General features: G+C 36.5%; 17 protein-coding genes, 1 tRNA gene and 1 pseudogene. All 19 read left to right on the plus strand.

Features of this window, described 5'->3' with window-relative positions; all coding sequences use genetic code 11:
- Positions 1-531: 531 nt before the first annotated feature.
- Positions 532-1299, plus strand: coding sequence for a ParA family protein (locus tag DW059_RS13515; protein ID WP_022242306.1), 768 nt, complete (start codon positions 532-534; stop codon positions 1297-1299).
- On the plus strand, positions 1300-2187 hold the full coding sequence (locus DW059_RS13520; RefSeq protein ID WP_117699143.1) for a ParB/RepB/Spo0J family partition protein: 888 nt from the start codon (positions 1300-1302) through the stop codon (positions 2185-2187). It abuts the gene before it with no gap.
- A 39-nt stretch (positions 2188-2226) separates the two neighbouring features.
- On the plus strand, positions 2227-2727 hold the full coding sequence (locus DW059_RS13525; RefSeq protein ID WP_117699147.1) for a DUF4446 family protein: 501 nt from the start codon (positions 2227-2229) through the stop codon (positions 2725-2727).
- Positions 2728-2841: 114 nt separating this feature from the next.
- Complete coding sequence (locus tag DW059_RS13530) at positions 2842-3714, plus strand: DUF3881 family protein (RefSeq protein WP_022242309.1); 873 nt, start codon at positions 2842-2844, stop codon at positions 3712-3714.
- Positions 3715-4211: 497 nt separating this feature from the next.
- Positions 4212-4285 (plus strand) — tRNA-Arg (locus tag DW059_RS13535).
- Positions 4286-4611: 326 nt separating this feature from the next.
- Positions 4612-5577 carry a ParB/RepB/Spo0J family partition protein gene (locus DW059_RS13545; protein ID WP_117699144.1) on the plus strand — a complete coding sequence of 322 codons (966 nt, stop codon included), beginning with the start codon at positions 4612-4614 and terminating at the stop codon, positions 5575-5577.
- Positions 5578-5591: 14 nt separating this feature from the next.
- Positions 5592-6377: a ParA family protein gene (locus DW059_RS13550; RefSeq protein WP_117699148.1), complete on the plus strand. Its 786-nt coding sequence runs from the start codon at positions 5592-5594 to the stop codon at positions 6375-6377.
- Entirely contained in the window at positions 6367-7278 is a 912-nt protein-coding gene (locus tag DW059_RS13555; protein ID WP_015535367.1) for a ParB/RepB/Spo0J family partition protein, read from the plus strand. The genes DW059_RS13550 and DW059_RS13555 overlap by 11 nt, the downstream gene beginning before the upstream one ends.
- Positions 7279-7356: 78 nt before the next feature.
- A complete protein-coding gene (locus DW059_RS13560) occupies positions 7357-8355 on the plus strand; it encodes a DUF6017 domain-containing protein (protein ID WP_117699145.1) in 999 nt (332 codons plus the stop codon).
- A gap of 9 nt (positions 8356-8364) precedes the next feature.
- Entirely contained in the window at positions 8365-8661 is a 297-nt protein-coding gene (locus DW059_RS13565; protein ID WP_015514766.1) for a hypothetical protein, read from the plus strand.
- Positions 8662-8674: 13 nt separating this feature from the next.
- Positions 8675-9076, plus strand: a complete 402-nt coding sequence (locus DW059_RS13570) for a hypothetical protein (protein ID WP_181977218.1) — start codon at positions 8675-8677, stop codon at positions 9074-9076.
- A 64-nt stretch (positions 9077-9140) separates the two neighbouring features.
- Complete coding sequence (locus DW059_RS13575) at positions 9141-9527, plus strand: DUF5301 domain-containing protein (protein ID WP_117699150.1); 387 nt, start codon at positions 9141-9143, stop codon at positions 9525-9527.
- A gap of 128 nt (positions 9528-9655) precedes the next feature.
- Positions 9656-10036 carry a DUF2500 domain-containing protein gene (locus DW059_RS13580; RefSeq protein WP_117699151.1) on the plus strand — a complete coding sequence of 127 codons (381 nt, stop codon included), beginning with the start codon at positions 9656-9658 and terminating at the stop codon, positions 10034-10036.
- A gap of 54 nt (positions 10037-10090) precedes the next feature.
- A complete protein-coding gene (locus DW059_RS13585) occupies positions 10091-10747 on the plus strand; it encodes a hypothetical protein (protein ID WP_117699146.1) in 657 nt (218 codons plus the stop codon).
- Positions 10748-10797: 50 nt separating this feature from the next.
- Positions 10798-11193: a DUF6483 family protein gene (locus DW059_RS13590; RefSeq protein WP_117606935.1), complete on the plus strand. Its 396-nt coding sequence runs from the start codon at positions 10798-10800 to the stop codon at positions 11191-11193.
- 54 nt (positions 11194-11247) lie between these two features.
- The gene (locus DW059_RS13595) at positions 11248-11577 is read left to right on the plus strand and encodes a DUF3784 domain-containing protein (protein ID WP_330408432.1); all 330 of its coding nucleotides are present in this window, start codon (positions 11248-11250) and stop codon (positions 11575-11577) included.
- 46 nt (positions 11578-11623) lie between these two features.
- A complete protein-coding gene (locus tag DW059_RS13600) occupies positions 11624-11941 on the plus strand; it encodes a TfoX/Sxy family protein (RefSeq protein WP_117606936.1) in 318 nt (105 codons plus the stop codon).
- A 61-nt stretch (positions 11942-12002) separates the two neighbouring features.
- On the plus strand, positions 12003-12383 hold the full coding sequence (locus tag DW059_RS13605; protein ID WP_117606937.1) for a DUF4825 domain-containing protein: 381 nt from the start codon (positions 12003-12005) through the stop codon (positions 12381-12383).
- Between the two features lie 63 nt (positions 12384-12446).
- Positions 12447-12795, plus strand: a pseudogene (locus DW059_RS13610) (immunoglobulin-like domain-containing protein); the annotation flags it as partial.

A 12795-nucleotide genomic window follows, 5' to 3' on the forward strand; every position in this document is an offset into this window, starting at 1 on the left:
CATTAGTAAAAAGAACGTCCGTGAAACATAAAATAGATACAATATTTAGTATGAATAAAAAAAATTAGTCTACTATATTATGAAAGAAAATGTTTCATGTTTCACGTGAAACATTTTTTTTACTTTACAGGAAATTGCTTTCCTGTAAAGTAAAAACGTTCCGCAAGGATGCACACTGCGGCGTATAAGGTAGATGTCGCAAGCGACCGCCGCAGGATCAATAATGCACCAAGGAAGATTTATTCTTTGTTTAAATTCACACAAAAACTCGCAAAATGTGTTTCTCGTAGTTTATATAAGTAGTAATAAAAACATATATTTATATAGATGTAAGGCAAACATTGTATGATACAAATATATAATAAATGAAAGCAGAAACAGAGAAAATAATAGAAAATACTTCATTTCTACTATGGATTTACTGGAAATGAAAGTGTTATAGTGTTATAATAAAACAAGTTCGGTACAGATAAAATAATAGAAAACTGAAATTTATGTTTCAATGATGAAACAGACAGAAAGGAAAATAATATGGGAAGAATAATAGCAATAGCAAATCAGAAAGGCGGAGTTGGTAAAACCACAACGTCTATTAATTTGTCATCATGTCTGGCAGAAGCCGGAAAAAAAATATTGGCAATAGATTTGGATCCGCAGGGAAATACTACCAGTGGATTGGGAGTTGATAAAGATGATTTAGAAAATACTGTTTACGAATTAATGCTGGATGAATGTACAATTCGTGAAAGTATTCATAAAACAGAGATTGAAAATCTGACTTTGATTCCATCTAATGTAAACTTATCCGGAGCAGAAATTGAACTTTTGGGAATCAATGATAAAGAGTATATTTTAAAAAATGCAGTAGATTATATCCGGGACGATTATGATTTTATTATTATTGATTGTCCGCCATCTTTGAATATGCTGACAGTAAATGCTATGACAACAGCAGATACCGTATTGGTTCCAATTCAGTGTGAATATTATGCATTGGAAGGAATCAGCCAGTTGATTCACACCATTGACCTGGTACAGGAAAGACTTAATCCGGATTTGAAGATGGAAGGAGTTGTATTTACTATGTATGATTCCAGAACAAATCTTTCTAATGAAGTAGTAGATAATGTAAAAAATAATTTACATACAACAATTTATAAAACAATCATTCCAAGAAATGTAAGATTAGCAGAAGCACCAAGTCACGGTCTTCCAATTAATCTATACGACAGCAGGTCAGCGGGAGCAGAAAGCTACAGACTTCTTGCAAAAGAAGTAATCGACAGGGAGGATATCTAAATGGCAACAAGAAAAGGTGGATTGGGAAAAGGTTTGGATTCATTGATTGCAGATAAAGTTGGAACATCCAATGAGAAGACAGATGCAAAAAATGAAGTTATGGTAAATATCAATAAAGTAGAACCAAATAAAGAACAGCCGAGAAAGAATTTTGATGAAGATGCATTATTAGAATTATCAGAGTCTATCAAACAGTTTGGTGTCTTGCAGCCACTTCTGGTAGTAGACCGGAAAGACTACTACGAAATCATTGCCGGTGAGCGAAGATGGAGAGCAGCAAAGATGGCAGGATTAAAGAAAGTTCCTGTAATCATCAAAGATTTAACGGAACAGGAAATCGTAGAGATTTCACTGATTGAGAATATCCAGAGAGAAAACTTAAATCCAATTGAAGAGGCAATTGCATATAAACGCCTTTTAAATGAATTCAATCTGAAACAGGATGAAGTTGCGGAGAGAGTATCAAAGAGCAGAACTGCAGTTACTAATTCCATGCGGCTTTTAAAACTTTGTGATAAAGTGCAGCAGATGGTAATTGACGATATGATCTCTACCGGGCATGCGAGAGCTTTACTTGGAATCACTGATGAAGAAAAACAGTATACACTTGCACAGAAAATCTTCGATGAGAAAATCAGTGTAAGAGATACTGAAAAGCTGGTAAAGAAAATGCAGAAACAGAAAAATGCACCTGCAAAAGAGGTGAATCCGGAAAAGAAAAAACTGGATGCTGTTTACCAGGAAGCAGAAGAAAAAATGAAAACAATACTTGGAACAAAGGTTATCATTAATCAGAAGGATTCTATGAAGGGAAAAATTGAAATCGAATATTATTCCCCGGATGAATTAACAAGAATATATGAATTAATCGAAAGTATTAAAAAATAGAACATTTGTTTGTAATTAAGAGAAGAGGATAACAACATGATTTTTTCAGAATATTTAGGAATTGATTCCGATTATGTAATAGTAGGACTGGCAGCACTGGTATTGATACTTTTCATAGTTACCATTGTAAATATCGTCCAGATGAGTAAGTTAAAAAAGAAATATAAAAAGTTCATGTCCGGAAAAGATGCCAGGACGCTGGAAGATGTATTGAAAGAGCGTTTAGATGAAATAGATGATCTGGTTGCATCTAACAAGGCAAATAAGAAAAATATCGAAGATATATTTGCTACTTTACGTTTTACATTCCAGAAGCTTGGACTTGTAAAATATGATGCCTTTAATGAGATGGGTGGAAAGCTGAGCTTTTCCCTTGCAATGTTGAATGAGCGCAATGACGGATATATCATCAATGCAATGCATAGCAGAGAAGGCTGCTATACGTATATTAAGGAAATTATTGATGGAAATTCTATTATTGCACTTTCCGAAGAAGAAAAAGAAGCTTTAGAAATGGCAATGAAATCAAAAGATGAATAAATTTAATGAATAAATTTGCAGAAAGCAGATTGTAAAAATGACAGGCATACTATATAATAGGGTATGCCTGTTTTAGGTTTTCAGATGGTATTTCAAGGAAGGAAGAACAGATTCGTGCATAGCTATTTAAGAGCAATTGGATTTCAGAACAATATGAAAAAATCTGATATAGAGAAACTCACGGATAAAATCGTTTCATCCCCGGATAGAATTGAAGTCTCAGAAGATTCCATGGGAAATGAATTTGTAGAAATGACGAAAGAGATTGCACCGGGAGCTGGAATCCGTGTTTGCGGAGAATATGCAGAAGATGGAACCTTTCATACTGAATACTATTACCCGTATGTAGAGGGTGACGGAATCACGACCCAGGAGCAGATAGAGATAGAGAAGCATTCCGAAAAAGAATCTTATGCCGGTGTCTGTGACGAAATGAAGCTGGGCGTTACATTGATTTTCTATTTACAGAATGTTGCAGAATATTTATCCGAGCATCACAGAAATCCGAAGATGCGTCCAATGTCCGCTACATTAAGTGCATTGTCATTAAATGGAAAAATCATTATGCCAATCAGCAAAAATGAAAAGCAGATCCAGAATACAAAGAAAAACAGTCAGGACCGTAATTACCTCATTGCAGCTGCAAGAGAGGGAGACGAGGATGCCATTGAAAATCTTACACTGGAAGATATTGATACTTATTCCATGTTGTCAAGACGGATAGCTAACGAGGATATCTTAAGTATTGTAGATTCTTATTTTATGCCATACGGAATCGAAAGTGACCAGTATTCCATTTTAGGTGAAATTGTAGATTACAGGATGGAGAATAATAAGATGACAGGTGATAAAATCTGTTTGCTTACACTGGACTGTAACGATTTGATATATGATGTCTGCATCAATGAAAAAGACCTTCTGGGGGAACCTGCAATTGGCAGAAGATTTAAGGGAGTCATCTGGATGCAGGGAAAAGTAAATTATTAGGTAATATTAGTTCTCATAGTTAAATGGATATAACAAGTGCCTCCTAAGGTTCAATCATGGTTGAGACTTATGGAAGCTGAGAAGTGATAAGTAAGAGTTCGATTCCAACAGGGATTGACCTGAATGTCAAAATAAGATACAATGGAAATTCATCACAAGAGTGATTGAATTCATAGATATGGCAGCCGGAGCCAAAAGAGCTGAAAAGCCCGAAAATACGGCATTTGTCTCCTTAGTTAAATGGATATAACGGGGTCCTCCTAAGAGAAAGCCGAGGCATTCCCCAAAGGGAAAAAATGAAAAACAACTTTCAGTTCGAATCTATTCTGAAAAATGCCAAAGGTGACAACAAAGCATTCCCCAATTTGGGGAACGTTCTAATGTTACCAAAGTAAAAAAATCTGTAGATTGACAACTCGAAAAAGAGTTGATAATCTTATATGTGGCCGAAGGGAAAAATCCCAGAACCCCAGTAAAATCAAGGGTTTGCGGCATGTGTCGTCATAGCTCAGCTGGATAGAGCACTCGCCTCCTAAGCGAGGGGTCGGAGGTTCAAATCCTCTTGGCGACGGGCTTCAAAGCGTTCGAAAATGTTAGCTGGATTAGCTGACAGCGAACGCTTTTCTTATTTTCTAATCACGTTCGTGGCATGAAATTCCATTCAAAATGATCCATTTCCAGCTAACACAATCTGATTTTTGTTAGCTGACAGCTAATCAAAATCACCGGTTTGCAAACATGGTTTTTCAAGAGTCCAGCTAACATTTGGGTTCCGCTCTGTTGTCACCCCTTATTTGGGGATGTAAATCAGAGAAAAGGCAGGAAAAGAAACAATCTCTCCGAAACCTGCAAACATAAATTAGCTGAAACAGTATTCAATTCTATTAGCTACAGCTAATAGTCAAACGGCAATGTCTGTTTGGAACTTTTCTTACAACAAAAGTTCCAGGCAGGCATTTTTTATTTCCTGAATCCTGGAGGAAAGGAGTCAAGATGACTGATGCAAACAGACAATCAGGAGAAAAAGAAGAAAGAATCATAGAAATTGAGATTGAACGTCTCCGCCCTTTTAAGGAGCATCCGTTTCAGGTGAAAGATGATAAGGAAATGTTTCTTCTGCAGGAAAGCATTGAGAAATATGGAATCTTAAATCCGCTGATCGTCAGACCGGTACCGGATGGCTACTATGAAATCATATCCGGTCACAGAAGAAAACATGCTGCAGAGAAACTTGGATACCGTAAAGTACCGGTGATCATCCGGGTATTAAGTGAAGATGATTCCATCTTAAGCATGGTGGATTCGAATCTTCATAGAGAACGGATCAGCTACAGTGAAAAGGCTTTTGCTTACAAATTAAAGAATGACGTATTGAAAAGAAAAAGTGGTCGAAAAAAGAGCCAAGTTGACCACAAAAAAACAAGAAAACGTTCGATAGATATTATCAGTGAGGATTGTGGTGATAGCCCAAAACAAGTGCAGCGTTATATTTCACTGACAAAGCTGATACCAGAAATGTTGCAGAAGCTGGATGATGAAATTATTTCTTTTTGTCCGGCAGTAGAGATTGCTGCATTGAAAGAAAATGAACAAAGAGAACTGCTTAAAGCAATGGATTATGCACAGGCGATTCCGTCACTCTCACAGGCTCAGCGGATAAAGCAGCTGAGTAAAGAAAAACAGTTATCGTTAGAAAAGATGGAAGAAATCATGAGTGAAGTTAAAAAAGGTGAGATCACCAGAGTAGCATTTACCAATGAGCAACTACACAAGTATTTTCCAAATTCTTATACACCGGCAATGATGAAACGGGAAATACTGGCACTGCTAAAATTATGGAAAAAAGAATCATGGGAAAGTTAAAGGAGGAAGAAATCATGTGTAAAGTTATATCCGTAGTAAACCAGAAAGGTGGAGTCGGCAAGACCACCACAACCGTAAATGTAGGTATTGGACTGGCAAGAGAAGAAAAGAAAGTGTTGCTGATCGACGCGGATCCACAGGGAAGTTTAACAGCAAGTCTTGGATATGAAGAACCGGATGATCTTCGAATTACACTGGCAACGATCATGATGGATGTTATCAATGAAGAAGAAATTAATCTAGAAGATGGTATCTTACATCATCAGGAAAATGTAGATCTGCTTCCAGCAAACATTGAACTTTCCGCACTGGAAGTAACGATGGGAAATGTTATGAGCAGAGAAATGATCATGAAAGAATATATCGATGCGATAAGATCCCGATACGATTATATCCTGATCGACTGTATGCCAAGCCTTGGTATGATGACGATCAATGCACTGGTTTCTTCCGATTCCGTGCTGATACCTGTACAGGCCGCATATCTGCCTGTTAAAGGACTTCAACAGCTGATTAAGACCATTCTTACAGTAAAGAAAAGATTGAACCGGAAACTGGCGATCGAGGGCATTCTCCTGACTATGGTAGATTTCAGAACCAATTACGCAAGGGACATTGCATCAAGAGTACATACAACCTATGGAAGCCAGATTGAGGTATTTGAAAATGTGATTCCGATGTCCGTAAAAGCTGCTGAGACCAGTGCAGAGGGAAAAAGTATCTACATGCATTGTCCAAAAGGAAAAGTTGCTGAGGCATATATGAATTTAACACAGGAGGTTTTGAAGAATGAAAAATAGAAGTGGTGAAAAGATTAAGCTGGCAAGTATTGATGAACTGCTCGGAGTAGTAAATGAAGAATCTGCAATGGAGATAGAGATCAGTAAGATCCATCCGTTTAAGAATCATCCGTTCAAGGTGTTGGACGATGAAAAGATGCAGGATTTGGTAGAGAGCGTAAAGATCAATGGAGTGCTGACACCGGTACTTCTCCGTATGGATGAAAACGAAGATTACGAAATGGTATCCGGTCACAGAAGAATGCATGCAGCACAGCTGGCAGGTCTTACAACAATTCCGGCAATCGTAAGGGAATTATCCGATGATGATGCCATTGTGGCTATGGTGGACGCTAACATTCAACGAGAGGAGCTGTTACCGAGTGAGAAAGCTTTTGCGTATAAGATGAAACTTGATGCAATGAAAAGACAGGGAAGTCGGACAGATATAACTTCTGGTCAAATTGACCAGAAGTTGAAACCAGTAATATCAAGAAATATTCTTGCAGATCAAGTAGGCGAAAGCTCTAAACAGATTCAGCGTTATATCCGACTGACAGAGCTTATTCCGGAACTTCTTGATCTGGTAGATAACAAAAAGCTTCAATTCACGGTCGCTGTTGATATCTCCTACATCGATAAGGAAGTACAGGGATGGATCTACGAATATATCAGCGACACCGGATTCATCAAACCAAAACAGATTGCAGCACTCAGAAATCAGCTGAATGATGGACCAATCAATCAGATTCAGATGTTATCGATTTTCAATAACTGTGTGATGGCAAAGAAAGTATCCAGGTCTCTCACTTTCTCAGAAAAGAAACTGACAAAGTACTTTCCGGATGATTATACAGCCAAAGATATGGAGCAGGTGATTGAATCATTATTAGAAAAATGGATGCAGGAACAGTCCTGTTAAGGATAGAAAAAGCTAAGAAAACAAAGTCAAAGAAGTTTAAAAAGAGGACTTCTTAGCAGAAAATGAAAGGAGGAAATTATGGAGAAAAAAATGACATTTAATTATTTTTACGGTACCGAAGCTGATCAGTTCAGCTTCTACCGCATACCAAAAGCATTATTTACAGACAGCTATTTTAAAGATTTATCAAGCGATGCTAAAATTTTATATGGACTGATGTTGGATCGAATGTCTCTTTCCATCAAAAATCAGTGGTTTGACGACAAAAACAGAGCATATATCTACTTTTCCATCGAAGATATCATGGAATTACTGAACTGTGGCAGAAATAAAGCCATCAAATCCATGAGAGAGCTGGATGACGAAACAGGAATTGGTCTGATTGAGAAACGCAGGCAGGGATTTGGAAAGGTGAATGTTATCTACGTAAAAACCTTTATGCCTGAGAAAACAGATGAGAAAAAATTTGGAGAGGAATTAGAGAAGTTTAAAAAACAAACTTCTGTGGAAAATGAAGAGCCTGTAGAAGTTTACAATTTAAACTTCATGAAGTCCCAAAATCAAACTTCTAGAAGTCCCGAAAACAAACTTCAAGAAGTTTACATTTCAAACCCTAATAATACTAATCTTAGTGATACTGAAATGAATGATAATAAATCTAATCCTATCATATCTGTGGATGAGAAAAGATTTGATAGCGATAACCGCTCTGAGGATTATCAGGCTTATGAAAACCTTGTCAAAGAGACCATTGATTATGAATCACTGGAAGTAACCCATCATGACGATATGCGACAGGTAGATGAAATCGTGAACCTGATCGTAGAAACTGTGATGTGTAAAAATGACAAGATCTTGATTGCCAGCAACTGGTATCCGGCATCACTGGTGAAGAAAAAATTTCTGATGCTGACCTATTCACATATCGAGTATGTCTTACACTGTATGCGTGGTAACACCACCAAAGTGAAGAACATCAAGAAATATTTATTAGCAGCCCTGTTTAATGCACCGTCTACGATGAACGGGTATTATCAGGCAGAGGTGAACCATGATATGCCAGGACTGGTAAGATAGGAGGTGCACATGTTTATTTTAAAACTTGCTGGGAAAATATTATTACTGCCGGTATGGCTGATCCTTTTTGTGATCGGACTGGCAGTAAAGATGACAGTACAGACTTATGCGGTTGTCAGAGGGATCCTTGGGTTTATATTCACTTTGTTGATTATAGCGACTGCATACTGTTACCATGACTGGGTACAGGTTGCATTTCTGTTTTCGCTGAGTGTAATTCTGTATCTGATCCTTTTTGCAGGAGTCTTCGTAGATACTGTATTGGACATGACAAGAGAATCTATTATTGATTTTATTTTATCTTGAGGAGGATATGAAAATGAGCGAAAAGAATGATTTTATTCAGTTACCACCGATCAAAAAAGACACACCTTCCGAAGTGGTCTCAATGATCTGGCAATATTTGAAATTACCCGAGGAATCCAGAAAGAGGGTGAAAGCAGAGCTGATTAATGTACATGAGAACTGTGGGAAAGAAGATTTTCAGATTCCTAATCTCTATGACATCGTTCCAAAAGAGGAAATCGCAGAATTTGAGGACATCATGCGTAAGATCATAACAGGAATTATTTCTGAGGCCAGTGGTATAGCCACCTGGGTGTATGTGCAGAAATATGTAAAACACAAGACCTTGGATGAGATGCTAGAAGAATGGGCAGGAGCAAGTCAGTTCATCCTTGCTATGGACACTTGGTTTGAAAGATTGATGGCGGATCAATAGAAGCTGTGATAGAATAAAGAAAACGATTTGATGTTCAATCGGAAGTTGTGGAGGTAATATGCTTATGAAAAAATTTCTTTCTTTGTTTTTGTGTCTTACTTGTGTGCTGACTTTAGTTGCATGTGGAAAAAAGGTAGCTCCTATTACGTTACCTCAAACCGACGAGATTACATCTATTGATATAACTTTTGGGGAAAATACAGTAAGTTATTCAGACAAAACTTGGATAAGTGAAATAATCGCCGATATTTCCAGTTCTGAACCGACTAAAAAGGAAAGTGTTCAAGACTATCCACAAGTGGAAAGTTATATCAAAATTGACTTCCAGTTTGAGACAGGAACAAGTACTATCTTTGCGTATGAGGATAGTGGTAAATACTATATTGAACAGCCGTATCAAGGAATTTATAAAATTGATAGCCAACTATTCGAAAGGTTTATAAGAAACTGATTAATTCAAGTTTACAGAACTGAATCAAAAGAGCTCGAAGGAGCTCTTTTTCCTTTTTATAATAGTATCATTATGGTATAATAGAGACATTAAAATCGAAAGTTACAGGAGGAGAGTTTATGAATATGATGTTTGATTTATTTGATTTGATTTTTCCAGTTATGGTTTTACTGATATTTGGGATGATCCTATTTACCTTTATAAGTGGAATAAGAACTTGGAATAAAAATAATAATTCTCCCCGTTTAACGGTGGAAGCCAGGGTGGCTGCCAAGCGACAGAATACGACACATCACAACGAGCCGGTTGGAGGAGACACTTCAGGAACCCACGGGTATCATACTACCACCAGCACCTCTTATTATGTTACTTTTGAGGTGGAAAGCGGCGATCGGATGGAGTTTTCTGTATATGGAGAAGATTATGGAATGCTGGCAGAAGGAGATGAAGGAAAGCTGACATTCCAGGGAAGTCGTTATCTGGGATTCGAGAGGGCTATTGAAAAATAGAAGTAGAATTTCAAGTTTGTAGAATTAATAAAATCGGTATTTGTGAGGGTAATTATGATAAAGTTTTTGAATGATATCAGGAATGCAGAAAAACCAATATCTAATAATAGAAAAATTATAAATACTATAGCTGTATTATTCCTTGGAATAGCTTTGGGGACTTTTTCAAAATTTTTGGATTTTCGTCAAGCTGAACTTCCCAGTGTGCTTATAGCAATAGATGGAGCATTAGATGTTCATAATTTCCTTGGACGTTTTGCAATCTGGGTATTGATTGCACTGTGTATTTCTATTTATAGCAATTCTGCAATAAGAGCAAGCATTAATGTTTTTGCATTCTTTATTGGTATGGTTGCAAGTTACTATTTGTATTCAAACTATATTGCAGGATTTTTTCCAAGAAGTTATGCGGTGATTTGGTTTGGATTTACAGCTGTTTCTCCATTATTGTCTTTTGCCTGCTGGTATGCAAGGGGGAAAAGCAAACTGGCACTTATACTATCGGCGCTGATTTTGGCAGTATTGTTCAATATGTGCTTTGTATATGGATGCTGGTATTTTAATGCAAAATCTGTTTTGGAAGTGATAGTCTTTATTATTGGACTTATTGTTTTGAGGAGAGACACATTGAGGAGTTCTGCGCTAATGGGAACGATTAGTATAGTTCTTGCAGTTTTACTTGATATGGTTATTCCATTTCATTTTGGATAAACAACTTCCAGTTTTTGAAACAGAGAAATCGGTAGTTATGGAGGTGAAAAATGTATTTCACAGACGAAAAAGACTATATTATGCGAATGATAAAAGAAATGGTAAGAGTATTATTTTCTTTAATGTTTGGGAAAAAGTATGTTTCTGTTGAACTTGAAAAAGAAAATAAATATGAAGTATCAGGGAAAAATTTGAAAGATTTTCTTGATATGATTGATTCTGGGGAAATTAACGAAGCAGAGAATATACTTTTAGATAGCATTGATTACACAGACAGAAATGAGGTAATGGCAGCAGCTCTTTTCTACCAATACCTTAGTGAGAAGGATAGTGAGTTTTTGAAAAATAATAATTATACAAAAGAAGAAGTGATGTCTGGTTTTAAGCAATTACTTATGCAGTCAGGATATACTGATTTGCTATGTTTGGTCAAAGATGAGGAGTAATGTAGAAAATTCAAAGAGATAAGAGTGATTGGTTGAAAGGAGAAATTGTATTATATGTTCTATGATTATATGATCTATATTGTTTTTGACTTTATGATGGCAGTGATTATGTTTTTGTTTGGAATGTGGTTTTATAAATCAGAAGGAAAAGCTGCTAATTTCTTGTCGGGTTATAATGTGAAATCAGCGGATGAACGAAAGAAATACGATGAGAATGCTATGTGTAAGGCATATGGAAAAAGAATGATGTTTATGTCAGTTCCTTTTATTATTGGAATAATCATAGATATCCAATATCTAGGAATTGGTTGTTTGATTGCATGGGGGATATGGTTTATTATGTTTGTTTTGTTGCTTATTGATAGGCATAAAAGAGAACGTTAAATTCTCGTTTATCCAATAGAAAAATAAGAATAGATTGGAGAAAGATATGGCTTCAAGTAAAGAATATTTAACCTTTATATTGGAACAGTTATCCGATTTAGAGGGAATTTCATACCGTGCGATGATGAGCGAGTATATCATCTATTATCGTGAGAAAATTGTTGGCGGTATATATGACGATAGGTTGCTTGTAAAACCTGTAAAATCTGCTGTTTCACTTATGCCTAATGCAATTTATGAGTTGCCCTATGATGGAGCAAAAGAGATGTTGTTGGTTGATAATGTTGATAACAAAGATTTCCTGACAAGATTGTTTGTCGCTATGTATGATGAACTTCCTGCACAAAAAAAGAAGAAGTCATAAAATCGGGAGTTGAAGAATTCAGGTGGTTGTGCCATCTTACTGTTAAGAGAGGAGATTGCTTATGAAGAAAAAAGTACTTGCAATTATGTTAATTGCCGTGTCAATAATGTTGATTTCGGTGTGCGAAAAAAAAGAAAAACTGTACGAAATTCCTGACCTATCGCAGTATAAGACAGATTATGTAGGAGATTCTTCAAATGTTATAAATATTGTAAGCAGTCAAGAGTATCCAGAAGGATACTCATATGACAGTATAGAGATACAGTCTGAAACAGAACCTTATGGATTAACAGTTTTTCTAAAAGATGAGCCGTCTGCCCCTAAGCTTGAAGATGAATTGCAGGTTAATGCAGATATGACATTTGATTTGATTGGTAATTTGGGAACACTTGATTATAAAATAGCAGATAGCAAAGAAATTATTGCATCGTATGAACGGTAGAGTTATTGCTCTTCAAATTCCGGTTTATAGAGTTAAAAAATATAAGTGAAGGAGGCATGTATTATGAAAAAAGTAATCTATCTGCTTGTATTATGTATGGTGCTAGGAATGGCTGGATGTGGAACGAATCAAGAAAATAAAGAACCTGTGTCTGGAAATGTGTCCGTAGAAATAGAAAATAAAGAAAATGATGATGTAGTACAAAATGAGCAAACAGCAGATACTGGCTCATATCCTCCATGTGTTATGGTTGATGGTGTTATATATAAAGACACAGGATATGTAGCGTCAATGCCTGGTTGCGGAACAATGGATGGAGAAATTGTGTCAACAGTGGCAGGGACAGAGTTACCATCTGAAAATAATCAATCAAATTTCGGAAGCGGATATCATTATCAAAGGAGTTCTGAAG

The organism is Roseburia sp. AF42-8 (assembly GCF_003435965.1).
GTDB lineage: Bacteria > Bacillota > Clostridia > Lachnospirales > Lachnospiraceae > Roseburia_C > Roseburia_C amylophila.

Excerpts from the sequence above, each read along its gene's own strand:
- DW059_RS13590 (WP_117606935.1), top strand. The coding sequence starts at position 10,798 with ATGTATTTCACAGACGAAAAAGACTATATTATGCGAATGATAAAAGAA.
- DW059_RS13550 (WP_117699148.1), top strand. The coding sequence starts at position 5,592 with ATGTGTAAAGTTATATCCGTAGTAAACCAGAAAGGTGGAGTCGGCAAG.
- DW059_RS13570 (WP_181977218.1), top strand. The coding sequence starts at position 8,675 with ATGAGCGAAAAGAATGATTTTATTCAGTTACCACCGATCAAAAAAGAC.
- DW059_RS13585 (WP_117699146.1), top strand. The coding sequence starts at position 10,091 with ATGATAAAGTTTTTGAATGATATCAGGAATGCAGAAAAACCAATATCT.
- DW059_RS13580 (WP_117699151.1), top strand. The coding sequence starts at position 9,656 with ATGTTTGATTTATTTGATTTGATTTTTCCAGTTATGGTTTTACTGATA.
- DW059_RS13595 (WP_330408432.1), top strand. The coding sequence starts at position 11,248 with ATGTTCTATGATTATATGATCTATATTGTTTTTGACTTTATGATGGCA.
- DW059_RS13520 (WP_117699143.1), top strand. The coding sequence starts at position 1,300 with ATGGCAACAAGAAAAGGTGGATTGGGAAAAGGTTTGGATTCATTGATT.
- DW059_RS13575 (WP_117699150.1), top strand. The coding sequence starts at position 9,141 with ATGAAAAAATTTCTTTCTTTGTTTTTGTGTCTTACTTGTGTGCTGACT.
- DW059_RS13560 (WP_117699145.1), top strand. The coding sequence starts at position 7,357 with ATGGAGAAAAAAATGACATTTAATTATTTTTACGGTACCGAAGCTGAT.
- DW059_RS13555 (WP_015535367.1), top strand. The coding sequence starts at position 6,367 with ATGAAAAATAGAAGTGGTGAAAAGATTAAGCTGGCAAGTATTGATGAA.
- DW059_RS13605 (WP_117606937.1), top strand. The coding sequence starts at position 12,003 with ATGAAGAAAAAAGTACTTGCAATTATGTTAATTGCCGTGTCAATAATG.
- DW059_RS13565 (WP_015514766.1), top strand. The coding sequence starts at position 8,365 with ATGTTTATTTTAAAACTTGCTGGGAAAATATTATTACTGCCGGTATGG.
- DW059_RS13600 (WP_117606936.1), top strand. The coding sequence starts at position 11,624 with ATGGCTTCAAGTAAAGAATATTTAACCTTTATATTGGAACAGTTATCC.
- DW059_RS13515 (WP_022242306.1), top strand. The coding sequence starts at position 532 with ATGGGAAGAATAATAGCAATAGCAAATCAGAAAGGCGGAGTTGGTAAA.